The organism is Nocardia sp. NPDC046763, from assembly GCF_040645495.1.
Lineage (GTDB): Bacteria > Actinomycetota > Actinomycetes > Mycobacteriales > Mycobacteriaceae > Nocardia.
Map to the genome: position 1 here is coordinate 235,216 of NZ_JBEYYI010000004.1, position 21,879 is coordinate 257,094.

The window sequence follows — 21,879 nt, forward strand, 5'->3', positions numbered from 1 at the left end:
TCCGGCTCAGCCCCGATAGTGCCGGTGGTCGGCCCCGAAATCGTCGGCGACGGTGGCCGCCAGCTCGACGTACGCGCGTTTGGTGGGCTTGCTGAGACGGTGCAGATCGATCTCCGCGCCCTCACCCAGATGTGCGTCGTAGGGGATGATGTGCACTGCGCGGCAACGCGACAGGAAATAGTCGCGGAGCTGATTGATGCCGACATTCGGGGCGCCCGGCCGCGGCAGGTTGATCACCACCACGGCATTCCGGACCAGATGATCGTGGCCGTGCAGCGACAGCCAGTCCAGGGTGGCGGCGGCACTGCGGGCGCCGTCGATGGCCGAGGACGAGATCAGCACCAGGGCGTGCGCCAGATCCAGCACACCCGCCATGGCCGAATGCATCAGGCCGGTACCGCAGTCGGTGAGGATGATGTTGTAGAAGCGCTGCAGGATGCGCGCGACCGCGCGGTACTCCTCCTCGCTGAACGCCTCCGACGCCGCCGGATCCCGCTCACTGGCCAGTACCTCCAGGCGGCTGCTGCCCTGCGAGGTGTGGCGGCGCACATCCGAATACCGCTGAATGTGCTCGTCCAGCAACAGATCCCGCACCGTCGACCGAGTCTGCAACGGCACCCGCTGCGACAATGTCCCGAAGTCCGGGTTCGCGTCGACCGCGATCACCCGGTCCCCGCGAATCGAGGAGAAGATCGAGCCCAACCCCATAGTGGTCGTCGTCTTCCCGACACCGCCCTTCAGCGACAGCACCGCGATCCGATAATCCCCGCGCACGGGCTGCCGGATCCGCGCGACCAACTCCTGCAGCCGGCGCTCCTCCGCCGACATCCCGGGATTGATGGCGCCACCGGACATGTGGTGCACGGCCCGCCGCCACCCCGACTCCGGAGCCTTCTTGGCCCGCCGCATCGGCACATCATCCAGTGAAGGCACGGCACCACCGGCAAACCCGCGCGGTCCTGCCGCACCCCAGGCGCCCGCCCCCGGCCTACCGACCCCCGACTGCCCGGAAACCGGCACACCGTACTGGCCCGGAGCTCCGGCCTGCCCGGGAGCCGAGACGCCGTGCTGCCCTGGAGCACCGGCCTGTCCCGGGGCCATGCCGTACTGTCCGGGACCCGCTGCCTCCGGCTGGCCTGGCGCACCGAGGCTCCCCGGGCCACCGAACCCCTGCTGTCCCGGGCCACCGAACCCCTGCGGTCCCGGACCACCGGTGTGCGGCCCGGTCAACCCGGCGGCTGCCGCCTCGGACATGGGCGCGTTCGCCCACGGATTCGCATCCGGGTTGATGGCGTCCGCGCCACCCGGCATCGGCCCATCCGGCCCCTGCGCCCAGGGATTCAACTGCGGCGGAACAGCACCCGCCGGGAATCCCGGGGTCTGCTGCATCGGCGGCATCCCCGGACCGGGTCGGCCCGGACCATTCGCCTGCGGCCCATTCGGACCCGCGGCTGCTGCCTCGGACATGGGAGCGTTCGCCCAGGGGTTCGCATCCCCATCGGGGTTGCCGGACGAACTGTCAGGATGGTGGAAATTCGGCCCCGGTGCCTGCCCCCACGGATTCGGCTGCGGCGGAACAGGACCCGCCGGGAACCCCGGAGTCGGCTGCATCGGTGGAAGCCCGGAATCAGCTGCCGGCGGCATCCCCTGTGCGCCCGGGAACGGTCCCGGAACCGGCGGCGCGGGCGGCATCCACTGGCCGCCATTACCGGACACCTGCGCGCCAGGCCCCGGAATCTGAGGCAGCGAACCGGATCCGGTGCCCGGTGCCAGCGGACCTGATCCCTGCGGACCGGTTGCTGGAACCTGCGGGATCGGTCCGGTGCTCTGCGGTTGGGTGCCGGGCATCGGGGGAAGGGGCGGGCGGCTGTCGGGTTGGCCGGGGATGGGCGACGTGGAATTCCCTTGCGGTGCAGGGGGTACCGGGTCGCCGGGGCGGGAGTCCGATGGCTGCGGGAGGGGGTCTTCTGCGGCGCGGTGACGTCCCGGGAGCATCGACTGGTCGAAAGCGGCGTTCGGGTCGGTTTGTTCGCCGTCGGTGGGCGCGCCGGTCGGACCGGCCGGCTGGGTCTCGAGCAGCTCGTGTGCGGCGGCCGTCGTGTTCGATACGGGCGCAGCATCATTGCCGCCGGGCGGGCTGGGAATACGTGTGGTGGGGTCGGCGGCGGGGCGCTCGTCGGAGGCATCGTTCGTACCTTGCCGACCCGCCGCGGCGGCCTGGTCGGGGTCCGCGTGGCCGGTGCCATCGGGCTGACGGGAGTCCGGTTGACCTGCGCCGGGGCCGGTTTCGGGGGCCGGGGGGATCGGTGCGCGAGTGGTCGGGACTGCCGGGGCGATGATGCCGGAACCGGTCGCGTCCAGGTCGCCCGGAGCCGGGGGCAGGGGCGGGTGCGACATCTTGGTTGTGGCGTCGGCCGGATCGGCTGCGGTATCGGCTTCGCCGGGGGCCGGGGGCAGTGGCGGGCGCGCGGCACGGAGCGCCGGATCGTTTGCGGCCGAGTCGGCTTCGCCCGGGGAGGGCGGGAGCGGCACCCGGATGGTCGGATCCGCTGGGGGACGCGCGAGGCCGGCCGGGCCGGGAGTACCCGCGGCCGGCCCGGCGAGGGACGCGCCCCGCGAGTGCGACTCGGCTGAACTCGGGCCCTGTGGCGAGTTCGGCAGTGGGGGCGGGGTGAAGTCGGGTTTGGCGTGCTGCGGTGGTGCTGGAGCGGACAGATCGGCCGGATTCGCGGGCTCGGCGGGGGGCGTCGGCGGCGTCGAGAATTGCGGACCCTGCACCGGCCCCAGCGGACCCGAATGCGTGCCCAGCCGAGCCGGTTCGGCACCGGATATGCGCTGCGTCGGATCAACCGGGGGCGTCGGCGGAGGCGAGAATTGCGGACCGGGTGTGGGTCCGAGCGGGACCGAATGCGGGGCCGGGCGAGGCGGTTCCGGCGCGGTCGGGTGCACGGGCTGCCCGCCATTGGCCGGAGGCACGTCGAAGCGAGGCCCCTGCGGAAGGTTGGGCGCCTGGCCAGGATGCGGTGAACCGCCGAAGCCCTGACCGTTGGGCGGCGGCGTCGAGCCTTGTCCGTTGTGCGGCCCGGGTGCAGGGCGCTGGCTGTTCTGCGGGAGCTGGGTCGGGGTTCCGCCATTCGGCGGCTGCGCCGGGCCGTGGCCATTGGGGTGTGGCGGTTGCGGGATGTGGCCGTTGGACTGCTGGTTCGCGCTGCCCGACTGGTCGCCGCCGTGCGGGAGGTTGAAGTGGGTGCCGGGGTCGCGGGTCGGCATCGGGGTGGCCGGCTGCGAGGCCCACGGATTCGGCTCGGCGTCACCGGAGGTGGGATTCGCGGCGGGCGGCTGGGCGGCGGGCCTGGGCGGCGCGTCCTTGCGAGGCTTGCGCCGGCCGAAGAGACCGCGGCCGCCCTTCTGCTCAGGGATGACGTCGTCCTGGGGGAGGTTCTCGACGGGAGCCTCGTAACCGGTTGCGGCGACGTCGCTCTCGGAGAGCCAGGGCGGAAGCATTGGGAGTCCGTCGTTCTCGCGACTCACATCTACCCCCGGTGCTCGATCGATCGTGCAGGACCGGGCGTAGTTTAGCGATCTCCGACGGGTGCGCGCCCGGCATGTCTCGTCCGCCCGGTGGCGCGCTGTGCGGAACCGGCGGCATCGGCCGTGCACAGCGGGGCACCTCACGGCACCCGTATTTGGCCGGGTCTGGGGAAACGGGTAAGCTAGGTCGCTGGTGACTTACATAGTGGTTGTGGCATGTCCTAGTGCCGCCTCCAGTGAGTATGTCACCGGGTTGGCCGCAATGCACCACCAACTTCGGGGCCGACCTGCCGTAATGAGCTTGAACCAACCAGGTTCAGCCTAACCGGGATCGCGGAGGATATGGCGAAGAAGGAAGGGGCCATCGAGGTCGAGGGCCGGGTTATCGAGCCGTTGCCCAACGCGATGTTCCGGATCGAGCTGGAGAACGGTCACAAGGTGCTGGCCCACATCAGCGGCAAGATGCGGCAGCACTACATTCGCATCCTGCCCGAGGACCGCGTCGTCGTGGAGCTGTCGCCCTACGACCTGACACGTGGCCGCATCGTCTACCGCTACAAGTGAGTCACCCCCACGGGTGCCAAAGACTTCCGGGGCGTGAGTCCCGGGTTTTCCCCGGTCAAACCGGCCGGGGAAAAACTGTGTTCACGGCCAGTGAACACCGACCCAGATTGGATCTGACGTGAAGGTTCAGCCGTCCGTCAAGCCGATCTGCGAGAAGTGCAAGGTGATCCGCCGTCACGGTCGGGTCATGGTGATTTGCGAGAACCTGCGCCACAAGCAGCGTCAGGGCTGATTGCGGCCTCGTGCCGTGATCGCCGGGACAGTGGTTTCTTCACGCCCCCGGTCGCTCACCGCCAAGCACCGAACGCGGTTCGGATTGGCAACAAAGAAGAACTCCCAGCACCAGTCGCCGTCGCCGAGTCCCGTAGGGGACGGATGGCGGCCCACCCCCGGTACGGAGGCCGGGGCCCCACTTACGAGGGGACGGACAGGGAGCAGACCTCCGCAAAAGTAAGGAATCGCCAACCATGGCACGTCTGATGGGCGTCGACCTCCCGCGCGAAAAGCGCATGGAGATCGCGCTGACCTACATCTTCGGCATCGGCCGTACCCGCGCCAAGGAGATCCTGGACGTTACCGGCGTCAGCCCGGACCTGCGTTCCAAGGACCTCAGCGATGACGACCTGACCAAGCTCCGCGACTACATCGAGTCGCAGGACTTCAAGGTCGAGGGTGACCTGCGCCGCGAGGTGCAGGCCGACATCCGTCGCAAGATCGAGATCGGCTGCTACCAGGGCATCCGCCACCGCCGTGGCCTGCCCGTACGCGGCCAGCGGACCAAGACCAACGCCCGCACGCGCAAGGGTCCGAAGAAGACCGTCGCCGGCAAGAAGAAGTAGGGATAGCGCATGCCTCCGAAGAGCCGGGCCTCGGGCCCGAAGAAGACTCAGAAGTCGCGTCGCCGGGATAAGAAGAACATCCCGCACGGCCACGCGCACATCAAGAGCACGTTCAACAACACGATCGTGTCCATCACCGACCCCGAAGGCAACGTCATCTCCTGGGCGTCCTCCGGCCACGTCGGTTTCAAGGGCTCGCGTAAGTCGACTCCGTTCGCCGCGCAGCTGGCCGCCGAGAACGCTGCCCGCAAGGCGCAGGAGAACGGCGTCAAGAAGGTCGACGTCTTCGTGAAGGGCCCGGGTTCGGGCCGCGAGACCGCGATCCGCTCCCTCCAGGCCGCCGGCCTCGAGGTTGGCACGATCTCCGATGTCACCCCGCAGCCGCACAACGGCTGCCGTCCGCCCAAGCGGCGTCGCGTCTAGCGGGAAGGAAGAGTAGAAAACAATGGCTCGTTATACCGGCCCTATCACCCGCAAGTCGCGTCGTCTGCGTGTCGACCTCGTCGGAGGCGACCAGGCGTTCGAGCGTCGTCCTTACCCGCCCGGCCAGCACGGCCGCGCGCGGATCAAGGAGTCCGAGTACCTCATGCAGCTGCAGGAGAAGCAGAAGGCTCGCTTCTCGTACGGCCTCATGGAGAAGCAGTTCCGCCGCTACTACGAAGAGGCCAACCGCCAGAAGGGCAAGACCGGCGACAACCTGCTGCGTCTGCTCGAGTCGCGGCTGGACAACGTCGTGTACCGCGCCGGCCTGGCCCGGACCCGTCGTGGCGCCCGTCAGCTGGTCTCGCACGGCCACTTCACCGTCAACGGTGTGAAGGTGGACGTGCCCAGCTTCCAGGTCTCGCAGTACGACATCATCGATGTCAAGCCGAAGTCGCTGGCCACGCTGCCTTTCCAGGTCGCGCGTGAGACCATCGGCGACCGTCCGATCCCGGGCTGGCTGCAGGTCGTTCCCGGCCGTCTGCGGATTCTGGTGCACCAGCTCCCCGAGCGTGCGCAGATCGATGTTCCGCTGCAGGAACAGCTGATCGTCGAGTTCTACTCGAAGTAATAGGTGCGCGTACGCGTGCCGCTGGTTGCGGCCCCGGTGGGCGGGTTTCATCGAAACGAATCCGCCAGGGCCGCAACAGTTCCCAATCGTGAGCGTCAAATGGTGGGCGCTCGAAGGAGGAAGAAATGCTGATTTCACAGCGACCGACGCTGACCGAAGAGGTCGTGTCCGAGAACCGGTCGCGGTTCACCATCGAACCGCTGGAGCCGGGCTTCGGTTACACCCTCGGCAACTCGCTGCGCCGCACGCTGCTGTCGTCGATTCCTGGTGCCGCTGTCACCAGCATTCGCATCGACGGCGTGCTGCACGAGTTCACCACCGTCCCGGGCGTGAAGGAGGATGTCACCGACATCATCCTGAACCTCAAGGGCCTGGTCGTGTCGTCCGAAGAGGACGAGCCGGTCACCATGTACGTGCGCAAGCAGGGCCCGGGCACCGTCACCGCCGGTGACATCGTCCCCCCGGCGGGCGTGACCGTGCACAACCCGGACATGCATATCGCCACCCTGAACGACAAGGGCAAGCTGGAGATCGAGCTCGTGGTCGAGCGCGGTCGCGGCTACGTCCCGGCCGTGCAGAACAAGGCGTCGGGTGCGGAAATCGGCCGGATTCCGGTGGACTCGATCTACTCGCCGGTTCTGAAGGTGACCTACAAGGTCGAGGCCACCCGTGTCGAGCAGCGCACCGACTTCGACCGGCTCATCCTGGATGTCGAGACCAAGAACTCGATCTCCGCGCGGGATGCGCTGGCGTCGGCGGGCAAGACCCTGGTCGAGCTGTTCGGTCTCGCGCGCGAGCTGAACGTCGAGGCCGAGGGCATCGAGATCGGCCCCTCGCCGGCCGAAGCGGACCACATCGCTTCGTTCGGTCTGCCGATCGAGGACCTGGATCTCACCGTGCGGTCGTACAACTGCCTCAAGCGTGAAGGCGTGCACACCGTCGGCGAGCTGGTCGCCCGCACCGAGTCGGACCTGCTGGACATCCGCAACTTCGGTCAGAAGTCCATCGACGAGGTCAAGGTCAAGCTGCACTCGCTCGGCCTGTCCCTCAAGGATTCTCCGGCTTCCTTCGATCCGTCCTCCGTCGTCGGCTACGACGCGGCCAGCGGCACCTGGAGCGACAGCGGTTCGTTCAGCGACACCGACAACGGCGAGCAGGACTACGCCGAGACCGAACAGCTTTAGGTCATTCGGGGTGTAGCGCCCCGAATCGGCCTTCAACACAGGAGATTCAAACAATGCCCAAGCCCAAGAAGGGTGCCCGCTTCGGCGGGACGGCGTCGCACCAGAAGGCGATCTTCGCCAACCTGGCGACGGCGCTCTTCGAGCACGGTCGCATCACGACCACCGAGGCCAAGGCCAAGGCGCTGCGCCCCTACGCCGAGAAGCTTGTCACCAAGGCGAAGGGCGGCAGCCTGGCCGACCGTCGCGAGGTCATGAAGGTGATCCGCTCCAAGGACGTCGTGCACGCCCTGTTCGCGGAGATCGGTCCCTCGTTCGAGGGCCGTGAGGGTGGCTACACCCGCATCATCAAGACCATCCCCCGCAAGGGTGACAACGCTCCGATGGCGATCATCGAACTGGTCCGCGAGAAGACCGTGACCAACGAGGCGGACCGTGCCCGTCGTGTCGCCGCTTCGCAGAAGGCTGCCGAGGCTCCGGCCGAGGCCAAGGCCGAAGAGGCTGTCACCGAGGCTCCGGCCGAAGAGGCTGCCGCCGAGGCTCCGGCCGAAGAGGCTGCCGCCGAGGACAAGGCCGCGGAGTAATTCCGCACCTTTCGGATTCATGAGTGAGCCCGCCGTCCCCTCCGGGTCGGCGGGCTTTCTCCATGTTAACCAGGAGATCGCTGTGACCGTGGAGGATCCGACGCCCGAACCGGTTTCGATTCGGGTACGGCTGGACATCAGTTACGACGGCACCGATTTCACCGGCTGGGCGCGCCAGCCCGGCCTGCGCACCGTGCAGGGCGTGCTCGAGGACGCGCTGAGCAAGGTGCAGCGCGAGCCCATCCAGCTCACGGTGGCCGGGCGCACCGACGCGGGCGTGCACGCGGAAGGTCAAGTCGCGCACTTCGATACGCACACCGAGGTGGACGGCCCCAAGCTGGTGCACCGGCTGGCGCGCTTCCTGCCGAAGGATGTGCGCGTCAAGGCGGCCCGCCTCGCGCCGCCCGAGTTCGACGCCCGCTTCTCCGCCATCCGCCGCCACTACGCCTACCGTCTGACCACGGCTCCCTTTGGCGCGGAACCGCTTCGGGCGCGCAGTGTCGTCCCCTGCCGCCCGGGCCCCGATGTCGACGCCATGCGTGAGGCGTCACGAAAACTGTTGGGCCTGCACGATTTCGCCGCCTTCTGCCGCCGCCGTGAGGGTGCGACGACCATCCGCGAACTGCAGCGCTTCGACTGGGTCCAGGACGGCGATCTGCTGACCGCCTATGTCAGCGCCGACGCGTTCTGCTGGTCCATGGTCCGGAGCCTGGTCGGCGGGATCCTTGCGGTGGGGGAAGGCCGTCGCACTCCCGCCTGGATCGCCGGTTTGCTGAACGAGCGCGAGCGCTCTAGCTCTGTCACCGTGGCCCCGGCCCACGGCCTGTCGCTGATCGCGGTCGACTACCCGGACGAGGCCGACCTGGCCGCCCGCAATGCCCAGACCCGCGAGGTCCGCACTGTTCCCGACCCCGAAGGCTGCTGCGGCGACTGACTCGTCCTCGACCGGTGGTACACGCAACCGGCCGGCCGAGCGCTGACACACGACCGCGCCGACACCGGGTTCCCGCCAACTGGCGTGCGGTCTCGGCCGTTTCGGGCCTTCGGAAGCACCCGCGCACCCGGGCCGGACCACATGCGTGGGCTGCATCGTCCAACCACCGGCCGGCGGCGCGTTCGGCCGCGGCGTGAGTTGGCGCGAAACGTGAAGGGCGACCTTCTTTTCGGTTCGGGGTGTGAAGTTTCGTTTCGCGGTGTGGCGGCCGGGGCGCGGGCGGATAGTCCTCGGTATGGGGAAATCGAAGCGTGGCCGCGGGGGTCGAAACCACAAGGGCGGGTGTGGCGGCGGGCGACGGCCGGAGCGGGTGCTCGTGCCGGACGAGGATGAGTTCGCCGGGTTCGACGGACAGGGCTTCGATCTGCGGGAGCCGATCGACCAGGTGCTGGCGGACGCTGCCGAGTTGGGGGATCACACCGATCCCCTACAGGTCGAATTCCTGGTCGCCGATCTGCTAGCCGGAGGCGACGAGGATTTGGGGTTCGCCAAGCTGTTCGGTGCGTGGGCGGTGCTCGTGCTCGAGGAGCGGGCGACCTCGGAGGCCTTGGGTACGCTGCGCGTCCTGGCCCGGCTCTCGACCGCCGAATTGTCGCGTGCGGCACGGGCTGCGGCGGATCGGCTCGAGGCGCAGGGGGTGAGTGTGCCGGGCTGGTCGGTCCGTTCGGCCGCACCGCTGCGGGCGGTCGCGTGCACCCGCTCGACTGCCAGGGGCGCTTCGGTGCTCGTTGGCAGTTTCGAACGTGCGGACCGCATCCATACCTTCCTGGTCTGGATGTTCCATGACGGTGGGGAGGCCGCGCAGGTCATCGACCTGCTCCCGGGCGATCGGACGGCTGTGGCACGGCAGTTGGCCGGCACGGACCTGCCCGGCGTCACGGAGCGGTTGTCGCCGTGGGAGTTTCGCCGTCAGGTGGAGGCGGCGCTGGATCGGCGGGCGTGTCGGGAGCGCGCGGCGCTGATGGCGGATCTCGATGCGTTCGACGATCCGGACGACGACCCGGAGGACGATCTGCCGCCGTATGCGCTCGCGGCGACGGTGCTGCGCGCACAGCTGCGGACGATCGACTCGGACGTTTGATGTGGTTCGGCCCGCACAGGCAGGCGGGTCGGCGAATTCGATGTCGGGTGGAAATGACGGCCCTGTGATTGCGGATGGGGGTTTGCGTGAAAGTGCAAGTCCGGGATGAAGATTCGTGGTGCGAGTTGCGGGGAATGGGGAAATTCGGGCGATGTGATGAAAGTTGGATGTTGTTAAGGGAATTCGAGGATCGGGGCGGGCGTGGGGTGCGAGAATCGGGCGATGAGGGGCGGCGTCGAGCCCGCGGTGATGGAGGTTCGGTCCACACCGGAGGTTTCGCAGCAGGAGACTTTCGAGGAGTGGGAGGCCGTTGTCGCAGCGGCCTACGTTCCGCTGGTGGTGACACCGGTGCGGTCGGGGGAGTTCCGGGCGCGCATCGTGCAATCGCGATTCGACGGCATCGATGTGTCCATGGTGACGGCCAGCGAGCAGCACCTCAGCCGGATACCACGGCTCATCCACGAGCCCGAGGAACCCATCCTGTTCGCCAGCGTGACCACACACGGGCACGGCTGGCTGGAGCAGGACGGGCGGGTGGGGGAACTGGCCGACGGCGGGCTCACCCTGCACGTCAGTTCCCGGCCCTTCAGCGCGCATTTCGAGCAGTCCTGGGGCGTGGTGGCGGTGCAGGTGCCGCTGGCGGAGGTGGTGGGGGCGTCGGGGGTGCCGGCGGACCGGCTGCCGACCGCAGTGCGCTTCCCGCCCGAGGGGGCGGCCGGCATCGTGGGCCGCTTCTTCTGCGGCCTGGCGCAATTGCAGCACACCGCACCGGACCAGGCGGCGGTGCTGGCCAAACACGGTACGGGACTGCTCGCTTCGGTGGTGCAGCTGGCGGCGGGCGACCTGCCGCGCGACGAACCCGCGCAGACGCTGGCCAAACAGCGGGCGCTGGCGTTCATCCAACGCCATTACGCCGACCCGGAACTCACCATCGATCAGGTGGCCGGCGCCTGCGCGGTATCGCGCCGCACCCTGTACCGGTTGTTCGAGCAGGGCGAGGACGGTGTGGCGGCCATGCTCCGGCGCATGCGGGTCGAGCGTGCCCTGGCCCTGATCCGCACCGATCCGACTCGGCCGCTGCTGTCCGTGGCCCAGGCGTCGGGCTTCATGTCCGAGCGGCAGTTCTATCGCGCCTTCAAACGCGAAATGGGGATGACCCCTGGCGAATTCCGGTCGAGTCCTCCCTGATCAGGAGGTGTATCGGGGCTGTCGCCAATTGACAGTGATCTGGCACGCCGGGGCAGTCACAGCGGCGCGGCGGATTGGAATACTGATGAGGCGCCGCCCGGTCGCCGCCTTCGAGCCGCCGGCGACCGGGCAGGCGGCCTATCCGGATCGGCTTGTTTACCAGGACAATCCGGGCGACCGGTCCGTTTTGTCGGATCGGTCGGCTTCATTCGCAGTTTCCCGGCGGCCGGTAGTGGAATGATGCACGGTGTGGGTATTGCGTCCACTGCCAGCGCCGAAGTCCGTACGACCTCAGAGGTTTCCGCGCGGCAGGCATTCGAGCAGTGGGAGGCCATCGTGGCCGACGCGGTGCTGCCGTCGATCTGTGAGCCGCTCGGCAAGGGCGAGTGGCACGGCAAGCTGCGCTTCACCCAGTTCGATCACTCCAGTCTCACCATGATGACCTCGAGCGCGCAGCGAGTGGTGCGCACCAAGCGCCAGCTCGACCAGGCCGCCGGGGACTTCCTGCTGGTGAACATTGTTGTGGAGGGCGCGAACTGGACCGAGCAGAACGGCCGGATCACCGAGGGCGGGGCCGGGACCATCGCCTTCTACGACAGCGCCCGCCCGATCGAGAGCCGCACCACCGAGAACGCGGTGTCCACGATCGTGCGCGCGCCCATGGCCGCGGTGCTCGATCATGCCGGGCTGGTGCGCGACGAGCTACCGATCGCCAAGGCGCTGCCCGCCACCGGGGCGATGGGCGTGGTGGTCGACTTCTTCCGCGGCATGGCGGCCCTTCCGGTCAAGGAAACCGACCGTGCCGCACATGCTCTCGAATCGCAGATCACGGCCATGCTCTCCTCGGCGGTGCTGCTGGCCAACGGGCAGAACTCGCCGGCGCCGGCCGATTCGCTCTACACGCGCCAGCAGGTGCTGTCGGTGCTGCGCCAGCGCTATACCGATCCGGATCTGACCGTCGATGAGGTGGCGCACGCCTGTCTGGTATCACGCCGCACGCTCTATCGGGTGTGCGAGGACATCGGCGGCCCCGCCGCACTGGTGCGCCGCATGCGGGTCGAACATGCCCGGCGGCTGTTGCGGGCCGACCCGACCCGGCCGCTCTCGGCGATTGCCGCAGCTTCCGGATTCGCCACCGATCGCCATTTCTACCGCGCATTTCGCCAGGAAACCGGGGTGACGCCTGGTCAATTTAGGTCACAACTGGACGCAGGCACGCGCGGTCGGTAGTACGGCACGGTATGTCGCTGTGACCGGCTCGCGTTCGGCGAAGGGTGATTGCACATCATCCGATCCCCGTCGAAGGAGCCGACGTGCCGACGAAGGTACGAGTCGCAGCCGTCCAGGCCGAGCCACGATGGCTGGATCTGCGTGCCGGTGTCCAGCAGACCATCGAGTTGATCGAGGACGCCGCCGCTGACGGCGCGCAGCTGGTGGCCTTCCCGGAGACCTTCCTGCCCGGGTATCCGTGGTGGTTGTGGCTGGAATCGGTGAGCTGGGGCCAGGGGTTCTTCGCGCGGTATCGTACGAATTCGATGACGGTGGGCCGCACCGAGTTCCGGCGCATCGCCGACGCCGCGCGGCGGCATCGCATTCACGTGCTGCTCGGCTTCAGTGAACGCAGTGCCGACGCGCTCTACCTGTCGCAGTGCCTCATCGATGATCGCGGGGTACTGCTCGGAGTCCGTCGCAAGCCTGAGCTGACGCCCCTGGAGCACAAGATCTTCCGCAGTGGCGAGCCCGGCGAGTCGCAGGTCTTCCGCACCGGCATCGGACGCATCGCGGTGCAGGGCGGCTCCGAGCAGTTACGTCTGCCGGCGCGGCGGGAGCTGGAGCGCACCGGCGCACAGATCCATGTGGTGTCCTGGCCGGGCTTCATCGTGGCGCGGGACGTGGATTGGGGTGTGCGCGTGAACAATGCGGCCACGCTCTGGTACGCGGTGGTCGGGCACCTGAACGTGGTCGCGGCGTGTGCGGTGATGGATGTGGCGGGCGGTGAGAGCCGCCGGGGTTCGGAGCCGACCAAGCAGCTGGTGCGCGGGCCGGGCGGGCATGCGCGCATCTTCGCGCCGGGCGGCGAGGAACTGGCGTCGCCGCTGGCCGGGCACGAACAGGGTTTGCTGTACGCCGATCTGGAGCTGGACCTGAGTTTCCAGTCCGCGGCCTAGTGGTATCACTGCGTACCGCTCCGATGTATTGGCTCGATTTCCCCCGATCTGACACACTCTCCCGAGTATTCGGCTGTACATGGGCCGACCATTGTCATCGAGGGATGGGGAGTGGAACGGTCAGAAGCGGTCGATCGGATCGAGGTGCGGTCCGGACCGGAGCAGTCGGCGGCGGAGGCATTCGAGCGCTGGGAAGCGCACGTGAGCGATGCCTATGTGCCATTGGCGGTTTCACCAAAACCGACCGATCGTTTTGTTGGCCATATCGAACGCGCTCGATATCGCGACCTCGATCTGACCGTCGTCGGATCCTCTACTCAGCTCATCCGTCGCACCGATCGGCTGATAGCGCAGGCGAATGACGAGTATCTGATCGCGAGTATTCCGCTTTCGGGTCACGGCAGCCTGCAACAGGACGGCCGGGTGGCGGATGTCCGTCCCGGTTCGATCGTGTTCTACGACACCACTCGTCCCTATCAGTGGAACTTGCAGCAGGAGTGGGAACAGGTCGTGGTGCAGGTCCCGCTGAGCCGGCTGCGCGATCACTACGGCGTTTCCAATCCCGAAGTCCCCACGGCCACTGTGTTTTCCAATGGAACCGCGCCGGGAATCGTGGCGCAATTCTTCCGGGGCGTCGCGGGATTGCAGCGCACCGATCCGGCCGGGGCGGCACTGCTGGCCGAACCGGGCATGGATCTGCTGGCGGCAGCGGTGATCGCGGCGTCCGGTCGCACTCCACACGACCAGTCCGCGGACGCCCTCAACCGGCAGCGGGTGCTGGCCTTCATGCGCAGCAACTGTGCGGATCCGGATCTCGGAGTCGATCGAATCGCCGAGGGCTGCCGCATGTCGCGGCGTACTCTCTACCGGGTGTTCGGCGAGTTCGAGGGTGGACCGGGAACGGTGCTGCGCCGTATGCGAATCGAACGTGCCTGCGACCTACTACGAAATGCGCCACAGTTGCCGCTTTCGGCTGTTGCGAAAGCTTCGGGATTCCTCACCGAGCGTAGTTTCTACCGCAGCTTCCGCTTGGAAATGGGTACGACTCCGGGGGCTTTTCGTACCCTGGCATGATCAGTCGGTGATTCGGCACTCGTCGCCATTGTTTTGCCGGAAACTCTTGGCAAGCATCACGTTCCATGAGGGAACAGCGATGAGGATTACGGTGCGAGTCGCCGCCGTCCAGGCCGAACCCAGCTGGCTGCGGCTGTCCGACGGCGTGGAACAGGTCGTCGAACTGATCCGAGCAGCAGCGACGCAGGGCGCCCGGCTGATCGCATTCCCGGAGGCGTTTCTCCCTGGATATCCCTGGTGGCGCTGGATCGATACCAATCAGTGGAATGTCGAATACTCGACTCGGTGCCGTGAGAATTCGATGACTCGGGATGGCGTGGAAATGCGCGCGATCACCGGCGCCGCCGCCGCGCACGGCATTCACGTCGTCCTCGGATTCGGTGAACGGCAGGATCGGCGAATCTATATGTCGCAGGCCGTGATCGACGATTCTGGCGAGTTGCTGTCCGTGCGCCGCAAGGCCGGTTTGAACAGCGTGGAACGCAAGATATTCGCCTCCGGAACCCCGAATCTGCCTGCGGTGCACCACACTCCGATCGGCAAGTACGGCGCGCTGTCCGGGCAGGAGAACCAGCGGCCGCTGCTCACCCGCGCGCTGCGCGCCGACGAGGAGCAGATCCACGTGGCCGCCTGGCCCGGCAGTCCGTACGCCGATGCGGCAGGGCCGGATTCGAGCACCACGGTCAGCCGGATGTGCGCGCTGGAGGTCGGCGCCTTCGTGCTCGCGCCCACCGCGGTGGTGGGGGAGCCGGCGTTCGACGGTATGGGCGGCGCCCCCCGGATCAGCGGCCCCACCGGCCGCGCCCGCATCTATGCCGCGGACGGCAGCGAAGTGGTGACCCCGCTCGAGGAGGGCGAGGGGGGCATCCTCTACGCCGATCTGGACCTGGACGCCGACAGCGCCGACGCCCAGCAGTACGACTCCGCCCGGGCCACGCGTGACTGCGGGGACCGCGACCCCGTCCCCGCCCGCCGCGGGTCCCGTCGGGTCGCCTCCGGCTGGCAGTCCGACCCGGACCGCTGGGCGCTGCCCATGTCCCTGGGCACGTATCCCGGAGGCATCGCCGCCTGCTGAGGGCTAGCTCCGCACGAGGCGGGCGATGGCGTCGGTGGCTTCCTTGATCTTGGCCTCGGCCTCGGGGCCGCCGGCGACGGCCGCGTCGACCACGCAGTGACTGATGTGATCCTCGAGCAGGCCCATGGCAACGGCCTGGAGGGCCTTGGTCATGGCCGAGACCTGGGTGAGGATGTCGATGCAGTACTTCTCCTCCTCGACCATGCGCTGCAGGCCACGGGCCTGGCCTTCGATGCGGCGCAGGCGCTTGAGGTAGTCGTCCTTGGCGGTGATGTAGCCGTGGGTGGCGTGGTCGTGGCAGGACTCGGCGGCTTCGGCGGGCGCAGCCGGGTCTGTGGTCGCGGTCTTGTCGATGGTCACCTGCGCTGTCCTCACTCCCGGGCGTTAATACCCCCCTAGGGTACATGGTTTGCCCTGGTCCCACCACTCGCGCGCGCATGCGCGAGAATCGTGGGCATGAGTGAGGATCCACGGGCAACGCTCGCCATCATCGGAGGCAGCGGGTTCTACGACTTCTTCGGCGATGACGCGACCACGGTCGAGGTCGAGACCCCTTACGGTGCGCCCAGTGCGCCCATCACCATCGGTCAGGTGGAGGGGCGATCGGTGGCGTTCGTGCCGCGGCACGGCCGCAAACACGAGTTCTCGCCGCACACCGTGCCCTACCGCGCCAATATCTGGGCCCTGCGTTCGCTGGGCGTACGCCGCATCTTCGGCCCGTGCGCGGTCGGCAGCCTGCGTGCCGACTGGGGCCCGGGCACCGTGTCCGTGCCGGACCAGCTGGTGGACCGCACCTCCGGTCGCGCCCAGACCTTCTACGACACCGGCGGCGTGCACGTGGCCTTCGCGGACCCGTACTGCGAGGAGCTGCGTTCGGCGGCGATCGGTGCCCTGGGCGACGAGCTGCCCGCGCACGATCACGGCACCATGGTCGTGGTGGAGGGCCCGCGCTTCTCCACCCGCGCCGAGAGCCGCTGGTACGCCGGACAGGGCTGGGCGCTGGTCAATATGACCGGGCACCCGGAGGCCGTGCTCGCCCGCGAGCTCGAAATGTGCTACTCCGCAATCGCTCTCGTGACCGACCTGGACGCGGGCCTGGAGACCGGTGAGGGCGTCAGCGCCGCGGCCGTCTTCGCCGAGTTCGAGCGCAACCTGGTGCCGTTCAAGGCGCTGGTGCGCCGCGCCGTCGCCGCCGTCGAGGGTGACGACACCTGCGACAAGTGCCGCGTGCTGACGGGCACCGGCGTGCAGCTTCCCTTCGAGCTGCCCTGAGCTCCCCCGCCTCCCCGGCGCCTTCGGCGGACGGCTGAGAGCCGTCCGCCGAAGGCAACCCGTGCCGTCGGTTGGGTGCGAAACCGATCCTGGGCGTCCCCGGCGAGTTACCCGGATCGGCGCGAAATCAGTTGTTGCGTCTGATTCGAAGAGACCTGAATGAGAATGTGGTCGCGACGTTGTCCAGCGGACCTGAGCGGAGGCCGGTCGAATAGGCTGGAACCATGAATGCGGGCGGTCCCGACCCCGTGCGTGTGTTGCTGACCGGCGCGGCCGGTTACTTGGGCTCCCATGTGCACCGTGCTCTGCTGGCGGCAGGTCACGAGGTCGTCGCGATCGATGCCTTGCTCGAGACCGTGCACGGTGCGAATGCCGCTGGCCCCGAGGATGTTTCCCGCATCGATGTCCGTGACCAGGACGCGCTGGAACACCTGCTCGCCGATATCGATGTGGTCTGCCACCTGGCGGCGGCCGTACCGCTGCCGCGGCTGCGGGGCGCGATCGAGCCGGTGCCCGCCGACTCCTCGAATCTCGCTGCCCCGCAGGATGTTCCGTGTCCGCGCCGCGTCTCGGTGGACAGGCGGCGCGGCAGCGGGCGGGCGGGCGCGGAGGGCATGCGCTGGGCCGGGCTCTACGCCGCGCACAATGACGTGGGCACAGCCGTCCTGCTGGCCGCCATGGAGCGGGCCGAGGTGCCGCGGCTGGTGCTCGGGTCCTCGGTGGCCGTATACGGCGAGGGCCGGTATCGGGGCGTGCGCAGCGGGCCGTTCTATCCGGGGCTGCGGCGGCCCGTTGACCTGGATCGGGGATTGTTCGATCATCGCGCGCCCCGGTCGGGGGAGGTGCTCACCTGGGAGCCGATAGGGGAGGACGCGCCATTGCGGCCCCGGAGCGCCTATGCGGCAAGCAAAGTCGCGCAGGAGCGCTACGCGCTGGCGTGGGCCGCCAATACCGGCGGGGATGCCGCGGTGCTGCGGTATCACCAGCTCTACGGCGAGCCGGTGGCGGATGGCCGCAGGGTGCGGTCGGCGGAATCCGGTGTGGTGGCGCATTTTCGGGCCGAGCTGGTGGCGGGGCGCCCGCCGCAGGTGTTCGAAGACGGCGGTCAGGTGCGGGATTTCGTGCATGTGCGGGACGCGGCGGTGGCCACCGTTGCGGCCGTGGAACGCCGGCTGCCCGGTTTCGTGCCGTTGAATATCGCCTCGGGGCGGCCGCTCACGCTGTGGGAGGTGGCCTCTGTCTTGGCCAGGGCGATGGACGGGCCGACCCCGGTGGTGACGGGTCAATGCCGCGTCACCGATATCCGCCATGTCGTCGCGCATCCGGAAAGAGCCCGGCAGGCACTGGAATTCACCGCGCGCACCCAGCCCGCCAAGGGGTTGGCCGACTATGCCGCGCGCGGGATCGGGCGGCGCTGACCGCCCAGCCGATAGGCTCCCGGCATGGATACCCCGCTGCGGCTCGAGGTGGTCATTGCCAGTGTGCGTCCCCAGCGGTTCGCGCCGGTCGTCGCGGACTGGTTCCTACGCCGCGCCCGCGCCGACGCGGATTTCGAGGTGGGCGTCATCGACCTCCTCGACACTCCGCTGCCGCTGGACCTCACGGAGTCCGACGAGGTGCGGGCGTTCCGGCAGCGGGTCGAGGCCGCGGACGCGTTCGTGGCCGTCACCTCCGAGTACAACCACGGCTACCCGGCCTCGCTGAAGACCGCCTTCGACAGCGTCAAGCGCGAATGGCGCGGCAAGCCCATCGGTTTCGTCAGCTACGGCGGTCTGTCGGGCGGGCTGCGCGCGGTCGAGCAGCTGCGGCAGGTGGTCGCCGAGATCCATATGGTCTCCATCCGCGAGACCGTGAGTTTCCATGAGGCCAAACGCAAGTTCGATGCCGACGGTGAGACCCGGGATGGCGCGGCCATCGACGCCGCCGATCGCATGCTGCGTCAGCTCGCCTGGTGGGCGGCGGCGTTGCGCACCGCCCGCGCCGCGGATCCGTATCCGGGCAGCTAGCGCGCGAGCGCGACGGCGGCGCGGGGCCGTCCGATGTAGGTGGACTCGCGGGGGATGGAGACCAGGGTCAGGGGCACCTCGGTGGTGCCGGTGCGCAGGATGATCCGGTTGCCGGCGGCGGCGGGCTGGCGGATGGACAGGTCGGGTCTGGTGCCGGGCCAGCCGAGGGGGTCTCCGGTGAGGTAGATGGTGGTGACGCCGGCGTGGGGTGCCGGGGCCAGGACGCCGTCCACCAGGGTCGCGGTGAAATCGGCGTCGGACTGGTGGGTTTCGACGGCGATGCTGAGGCGGTCCGAACTGCCGATGGTTGTGACCAGCTGCTGCCAGGCCGCGGGGCGGTCGGTGCGGATGAGGATGCGTTCGCCGACGGCCAGCGCGCGGAAGACGATCTGCTGGGCGAGATAGAGCTCCCCGGCCAAGTGGACGCTCGAAATACCCTGCCCGACAAGGCGGATGGCGACGCCATTGCCGTCGTCGTCGGAGCCGAGCAGCTGGCCGCATCCGGCGGAGGGCAGCTGCAGGGCCTCGATCCCGGCGATGTCGCGGATCTCGGTGGGCACGGTGTCGTCCAGGCCCGGCGCGGCGAAGGGGAGATGCGCGAGCAGCCCTTCCCGGTGGCGGCCGTTCATGGAGATCATGTGCTGCTGCACCGGTTCGTCGGGCAATTCCCGGGCGGTGAGCCGCCAGGCCGCGCCGATGCGCACGGTGTCGGCGTTGCGGCCCGGGCGCAGCCGCACGGCCACCGTGGTGCCGCGTGAGGCGGGCACCCACAGCTGGGCGAGCAGATCGGAGGCCAGCTGCCGGGGATCCACGGCCGCACCGATGTTCACGCCGTTGCCGAGTTCGGCGTAGCGCCAGCGCTGGGTCAGTTCGCCCGGGTCGACGCCCGCGGTGACCTGCAGGGCGGCCTGCCGGATCTCGGGCGCGGTGAGCAGTCGGGCCGAGCAGTCGGCGTCCTCGAGGGTGCGCACGATGCGCTGGGTGGCGATGGTGACCGCCCGGCACGCGCCGGTCAGCCCGCCGCCGCGCCGGGCCGCGGCCTCAGGGCAGATGATCGGGTCGAAGGCGATGGCCAGCCATACCGTCCGGTGCGCGGTGGCGGGCAGCGGGCCGAGCAGGGTGTCGTAGATCGCGCCCGCTGGTGTGCCGGAGCGGCTGCGGAAGCCGTGCGAGACGATGTCGATGCCGGACAGCAGAATGTCGTGCCGGTTCAGGCTTTTCGCGAGTTCCGGCAGTGGCAGCAGATGGGTGGACTGCACGGTGGAGCGCCCGAGCCGGGTCAGTCCACCCTTGGGTGCGAGCACCTCGACGACCGCCACCACGCGGCCGCCGTCCCGGTAGAGCCCGAGCGACCGCCCGTCGGGGGCGCGGAAATCGATGAGGTCGGCGGGCGGGTGGTCGCGCCGGGTGCGGAAGCGGCCGCGGGTGGCGATCCAGTCGGAAACGGTCCGTTTGCCCAGCGGTAGCAGAAGAACCAGACCGACCACTATGCCGAGAGTGAGTGCGGCCCACCACGCCAGCCCGCACCGCGCGCCGAGGACCAGAACGACCAGTCCGGCAACCTGAGCCCAGATCAGGTTCGCGAGGGAGATCCGGCCGAGCAATGGCCGCGTCGCCGTCTCCCCGGATTCGATCGTCATCGTCGGTCCCCGGCTCCCCGATATCGGCCCCGCGCGCTGCCCCAGTGCGCTCGCGCAGCGGCCGAGTGCGTATGAATGTCCTTGTAACTGTACTGTGTTCGACGAACGCAACGACTTGCCGGGGACTTGGATGCCTTCGAAACCCACGACCCGATGGCAGGTGAGCGGTTATCGCTTCCTGGTCCGTCGCATGGAGCACGCCCTGGTTCGCCGGGACGTGCGAATGCTGCACGATCCCATGCGTTCACAGTCGCGGGCGTATGCCGCCGGACTCATCCTCGCGTGTGTCGCGCTGGCGGGTTGCGGAGTGTTGGCTCTGCTGCGGCCGCAGGACCGGATCGGGTCCAACAAGATCCTCATCGGCAAGGACTCCGGCGCGGTCTACGTGGTGCTCGACAATGTGGTGCATCCGGCGCTGAACCTGGCCTCGGCGCGCCTGGCCGCCGGCGATGCGGTCAAGCCCGCGACCGTGCAGGAGTCCCAGCTGGCCGAGAAACCGCGCGGGCAGCTGATCGGCATACCGGGCGCGCCGACCTCCTTGAACCTCACCGGCGGTGACGGCCGCACCTGGACGGTGTGCGACGTGCTGTCCAATGACGGCAGCCGCTCTCTCACCACCTCGGTGCTGGCCGGCGATACGGGCAAGGCGGACAAGATATCTCACCTGACGTCCGATAAGGCGCTGTTGGTGCAGGGCCGGGTCCACACCTACCTGATCTACGACGATCAGCGCGCCCGGATCGATCTGAACGATCGGGCCGTGGTCGATGCCCTCGATCTGCGCGGCCAGACCCCACGCCCGATCAGTGACGGCCTGTTGAACGCGATTCCCGAAGTGCCGCCGCTGGTTCCGCCGCGTATCGAGAATGCCGGCGCCGCACCGGACTACCCGCTCGGCGACCACCGGATCGGCGATGTCGTGCAGGTGCGGACCGACAGCAAGTACTACGTGGTGCTGCCCGACGGCCTGCAGCCGGTCTCGGCGCTGACCGCCGACATCATCCGGAATGCCTACCGCGCCAGCGCCGCCGACGACTTCATCGCGCAGGCCGATCGCACCGGCGCGCCGGTCTCCTCGGCCCTGCAGGTGTCGAAGTATCCGGGCCGGGCGCCGGTCCTGGTGGACGGCAAGGATCAGCCCGTCGACTGCCTGTCCTGGAAGCCGGTCGGTTCCGCCGAGGCGTCCGACGGCAGCAAGCACGCCGAGCTGGCCGTGCTCACCGGGCACGCGGTACCGATTCCCGACCGCGCCAGGCTGGTTCCGCTGGCGCAGGCCGACGGCAGCGGCCCAAATGTGGACAGCTTCTATATGAAGCCGGGCGCGGGGGCGTACCTGCAGTCCACCGGTATCGAGCCGGACAGCCAACGCCACGACAGCCTGTTCTTCGTGTCCGACTACGGAGTACGGTTCGGGATCGAGAATCTGGATTCCGCCAAGGCCCTGGGCATGGATCCGGAGCAGGAGCGGCCGGAACCGGCGCCGTGGCCGATTCTCGGATTGCTCGCTCCCGGACCGACTCTCGGCCGGGACGCGGCCATGGTCGCCCACGACGGGGTCGCGCCCGATCCGAATCCCGCCAGGGAGCCGGTGAAAACCAAAGCGCCGAACGGCAACTGAGCTCAGGCGTCGG

Annotated in this window: 21 protein-coding genes; 18 read left to right on the forward strand and 3 right to left on the reverse strand. The window is 68.7% G+C overall.

Annotated elements, in window-relative coordinates:
- Positions 1 to 6: 6 nt before the first annotated feature.
- Positions 7 to 3,504, reverse strand: a complete 3,498-nt coding sequence (locus tag ABZ909_RS08450; protein ID WP_356997060.1) for an AAA family ATPase — start codon at positions 3,502 to 3,504, stop codon at positions 7 to 9.
- A 369-nt stretch (positions 3,505 to 3,873) separates the two neighbouring features.
- On the opposite strand from ABZ909_RS08450, the gene infA reads away from it, so the two are divergent.
- The 14 genes from infA to ABZ909_RS08520 all read left to right on the forward strand — a co-directional run bounded on the left by infA (position 3,874) and on the right by ABZ909_RS08520 (position 15,330).
- Positions 3,874 to 4,095 (forward strand): translation initiation factor IF-1, encoded by a 222-nt coding sequence (infA, locus tag ABZ909_RS08455; RefSeq protein ID WP_040804562.1) that lies wholly within the window; start codon positions 3,874 to 3,876, stop codon positions 4,093 to 4,095.
- A gap of 118 nt (positions 4,096 to 4,213) precedes the next feature.
- Positions 4,214 to 4,327: a 50S ribosomal protein L36 gene (gene rpmJ / locus ABZ909_RS08460; protein WP_033085975.1), complete on the forward strand. Its 114-nt coding sequence runs from the start codon at positions 4,214 to 4,216 to the stop codon at positions 4,325 to 4,327.
- Positions 4,328 to 4,562: 235 nt separating this feature from the next.
- A complete protein-coding gene (rpsM, locus tag ABZ909_RS08465) occupies positions 4,563 to 4,934 on the forward strand; it encodes a 30S ribosomal protein S13 (protein WP_040855471.1) in 372 nt (123 codons plus the stop codon).
- 9 nt (positions 4,935 to 4,943) lie between these two features.
- On the forward strand, positions 4,944 to 5,357 hold the full coding sequence (gene rpsK, locus ABZ909_RS08470; RefSeq protein ID WP_040855472.1) for a 30S ribosomal protein S11: 414 nt from the start codon (positions 4,944 to 4,946) through the stop codon (positions 5,355 to 5,357).
- Between the two features lie 22 nt (positions 5,358 to 5,379).
- A complete protein-coding gene (rpsD, locus tag ABZ909_RS08475) occupies positions 5,380 to 5,985 on the forward strand; it encodes a 30S ribosomal protein S4 (protein ID WP_356997061.1) in 606 nt (201 codons plus the stop codon).
- Positions 5,986 to 6,110: 125 nt separating this feature from the next.
- A complete protein-coding gene (locus tag ABZ909_RS08480; RefSeq protein WP_040855475.1) occupies positions 6,111 to 7,169 on the forward strand; it encodes a DNA-directed RNA polymerase subunit alpha in 1,059 nt (352 codons plus the stop codon).
- A 53-nt stretch (positions 7,170 to 7,222) separates the two neighbouring features.
- Entirely contained in the window at positions 7,223 to 7,750 is a 528-nt protein-coding gene (rplQ, locus tag ABZ909_RS08485) for a 50S ribosomal protein L17 (RefSeq protein ID WP_356997062.1), read from the forward strand.
- A 19-nt stretch (positions 7,751 to 7,769) separates the two neighbouring features.
- Complete coding sequence (gene truA / locus ABZ909_RS08490; RefSeq protein ID WP_356997063.1) at positions 7,770 to 8,684, forward strand: tRNA pseudouridine(38-40) synthase TruA; 915 nt, start codon at positions 7,770 to 7,772, stop codon at positions 8,682 to 8,684.
- 376 nt (positions 8,685 to 9,060) lie between these two features.
- Positions 9,061 to 9,825 carry a hypothetical protein gene (locus ABZ909_RS08495; protein WP_356997064.1) on the forward strand — a complete coding sequence of 255 codons (765 nt, stop codon included), beginning with the start codon at positions 9,061 to 9,063 and terminating at the stop codon, positions 9,823 to 9,825.
- 222 nt (positions 9,826 to 10,047) lie between these two features.
- Positions 10,048 to 11,013 (forward strand): helix-turn-helix domain-containing protein, encoded by a 966-nt coding sequence (locus ABZ909_RS08500; protein ID WP_356997065.1) that lies wholly within the window; start codon positions 10,048 to 10,050, stop codon positions 11,011 to 11,013.
- A 249-nt stretch (positions 11,014 to 11,262) separates the two neighbouring features.
- Positions 11,263 to 12,243: an AraC family transcriptional regulator gene (locus ABZ909_RS08505; RefSeq protein WP_356997066.1), complete on the forward strand. Its 981-nt coding sequence runs from the start codon at positions 11,263 to 11,265 to the stop codon at positions 12,241 to 12,243.
- Between the two features lie 83 nt (positions 12,244 to 12,326).
- Complete coding sequence (locus ABZ909_RS08510) at positions 12,327 to 13,181, forward strand: nitrilase-related carbon-nitrogen hydrolase (protein WP_356997067.1); 855 nt, start codon at positions 12,327 to 12,329, stop codon at positions 13,179 to 13,181.
- 111 nt (positions 13,182 to 13,292) lie between these two features.
- The gene (locus ABZ909_RS08515; RefSeq protein WP_356997068.1) at positions 13,293 to 14,255 is read left to right on the forward strand and encodes a helix-turn-helix domain-containing protein; all 963 of its coding nucleotides are present in this window, start codon (positions 13,293 to 13,295) and stop codon (positions 14,253 to 14,255) included.
- 79 nt (positions 14,256 to 14,334) lie between these two features.
- Entirely contained in the window at positions 14,335 to 15,330 is a 996-nt protein-coding gene (locus tag ABZ909_RS08520; protein WP_356997069.1) for a nitrilase-related carbon-nitrogen hydrolase, read from the forward strand.
- Positions 15,331 to 15,333: 3 nt separating this feature from the next.
- Here the strand turns inward: ABZ909_RS08520 and ABZ909_RS08525 are convergent, their stop codons facing one another.
- Positions 15,334 to 15,684: a metal-sensitive transcriptional regulator gene (locus ABZ909_RS08525; RefSeq protein WP_356997312.1), complete on the reverse strand. Its 351-nt coding sequence runs from the start codon at positions 15,682 to 15,684 to the stop codon at positions 15,334 to 15,336.
- Positions 15,685 to 15,786: 102 nt separating this feature from the next.
- Here ABZ909_RS08525 and ABZ909_RS08530 point away from each other — a divergent pair, with 102 nt between their 5' ends.
- The 3 genes from ABZ909_RS08530 to ABZ909_RS08540 all read left to right on the forward strand — a co-directional run bounded on the left by ABZ909_RS08530 (position 15,787) and on the right by ABZ909_RS08540 (position 18,608).
- Positions 15,787 to 16,602: an S-methyl-5'-thioadenosine phosphorylase gene (locus ABZ909_RS08530; protein ID WP_356997070.1), complete on the forward strand. Its 816-nt coding sequence runs from the start codon at positions 15,787 to 15,789 to the stop codon at positions 16,600 to 16,602.
- 224 nt (positions 16,603 to 16,826) lie between these two features.
- On the forward strand, positions 16,827 to 18,020 hold the full coding sequence (locus tag ABZ909_RS08535) for an NAD-dependent epimerase/dehydratase family protein (protein WP_356997071.1): 1,194 nt from the start codon (positions 16,827 to 16,829) through the stop codon (positions 18,018 to 18,020).
- Between the two features lie 24 nt (positions 18,021 to 18,044).
- Positions 18,045 to 18,608, forward strand: coding sequence for an NAD(P)H-dependent oxidoreductase (locus tag ABZ909_RS08540; RefSeq protein ID WP_356997072.1), 564 nt, complete (start codon positions 18,045 to 18,047; stop codon positions 18,606 to 18,608).
- Here the strand turns inward: ABZ909_RS08540 and eccE are convergent.
- On the reverse strand, positions 18,605 to 20,248 hold the full coding sequence (gene eccE / locus ABZ909_RS08545) for a type VII secretion protein EccE (RefSeq protein ID WP_356997073.1): 1,644 nt from the start codon (positions 20,246 to 20,248) through the stop codon (positions 18,605 to 18,607). The genes ABZ909_RS08540 and eccE overlap by 4 nt on opposite strands.
- 130 nt (positions 20,249 to 20,378) lie before the next feature.
- On the opposite strand from eccE, the gene eccB reads away from it, so the two are divergent.
- On the forward strand, positions 20,379 to 21,866 hold the full coding sequence (gene eccB, locus ABZ909_RS08550; protein ID WP_356997074.1) for a type VII secretion protein EccB: 1,488 nt from the start codon (positions 20,379 to 20,381) through the stop codon (positions 21,864 to 21,866).
- The last annotated feature ends 13 nt before the right edge of the window (positions 21,867 to 21,879 follow it).

Excerpts from the sequence above, each read along its gene's own strand:
- ABZ909_RS08530 (WP_356997070.1), top strand. The coding sequence starts at position 15,787 with ATGAGTGAGGATCCACGGGCAACGCTCGCCATCATCGGAGGCAGCGGG.
- eccE (WP_356997073.1), bottom strand. The coding sequence starts at position 20,248 with ATGACGATCGAATCCGGGGAGACGGCGACGCGGCCATTGCTCGGCCGG.
- eccB (WP_356997074.1), top strand. The coding sequence starts at position 20,379 with ATGCCTTCGAAACCCACGACCCGATGGCAGGTGAGCGGTTATCGCTTC.
- rpsK (WP_040855472.1), top strand. The coding sequence starts at position 4,944 with ATGCCTCCGAAGAGCCGGGCCTCGGGCCCGAAGAAGACTCAGAAGTCG.
- ABZ909_RS08480 (WP_040855475.1), top strand. The coding sequence starts at position 6,111 with ATGCTGATTTCACAGCGACCGACGCTGACCGAAGAGGTCGTGTCCGAG.
- ABZ909_RS08520 (WP_356997069.1), top strand. The coding sequence starts at position 14,335 with ATGAGGATTACGGTGCGAGTCGCCGCCGTCCAGGCCGAACCCAGCTGG.
- rplQ (WP_356997062.1), top strand. The coding sequence starts at position 7,223 with ATGCCCAAGCCCAAGAAGGGTGCCCGCTTCGGCGGGACGGCGTCGCAC.
- ABZ909_RS08500 (WP_356997065.1), top strand. The coding sequence starts at position 10,048 with ATGAGGGGCGGCGTCGAGCCCGCGGTGATGGAGGTTCGGTCCACACCG.
- rpsM (WP_040855471.1), top strand. The coding sequence starts at position 4,563 with ATGGCACGTCTGATGGGCGTCGACCTCCCGCGCGAAAAGCGCATGGAG.
- ABZ909_RS08450 (WP_356997060.1), bottom strand. The coding sequence starts at position 3,504 with ATGCTTCCGCCCTGGCTCTCCGAGAGCGACGTCGCCGCAACCGGTTAC.
- ABZ909_RS08540 (WP_356997072.1), top strand. The coding sequence starts at position 18,045 with ATGGATACCCCGCTGCGGCTCGAGGTGGTCATTGCCAGTGTGCGTCCC.
- infA (WP_040804562.1), top strand. The coding sequence starts at position 3,874 with ATGGCGAAGAAGGAAGGGGCCATCGAGGTCGAGGGCCGGGTTATCGAG.
- rpsD (WP_356997061.1), top strand. The coding sequence starts at position 5,380 with ATGGCTCGTTATACCGGCCCTATCACCCGCAAGTCGCGTCGTCTGCGT.
- ABZ909_RS08535 (WP_356997071.1), top strand. The coding sequence starts at position 16,827 with ATGAATGCGGGCGGTCCCGACCCCGTGCGTGTGTTGCTGACCGGCGCG.
- truA (WP_356997063.1), top strand. The coding sequence starts at position 7,770 with ATGAGTGAGCCCGCCGTCCCCTCCGGGTCGGCGGGCTTTCTCCATGTT.